General features: G+C 51.3%; 1 pseudogene. It reads right to left on the bottom strand.

The features are described from left to right. Positions 1–230: pseudogene (locus M3630_RS30855) on the bottom strand (S-layer homology domain-containing protein); the annotation flags it as partial.

Below are 230 nucleotides of genomic sequence, written 5' to 3' on the forward strand. Positions count from 1 at the left end.
AGCCTTGATTTCATCTGCTTTGGCTTGCAGCTTCGTTTTGTCGACGGCAGGCGTAGGCTCGTCTGGTTTTTTCAAACCGTCTCTCGCCTTTGTCAGTGCCGCCAGCGCTTCGTCTACTTCTTGCTGGGTTGCATTTGGATCAGCCAGTACTTCATTCGCTTTTTCCAACGCCTGTTTCAGTTCTGCCCAGCTCGCGCTTGTGTACTCTTCTTCCTTCAAGTTCTCAGCCT

Source organism: Brevibacillus sp. MER 51 (genome assembly GCF_023714195.1).
Taxonomy (GTDB): Bacteria; Bacillota; Bacilli; order Brevibacillales; family Brevibacillaceae; genus Brevibacillus.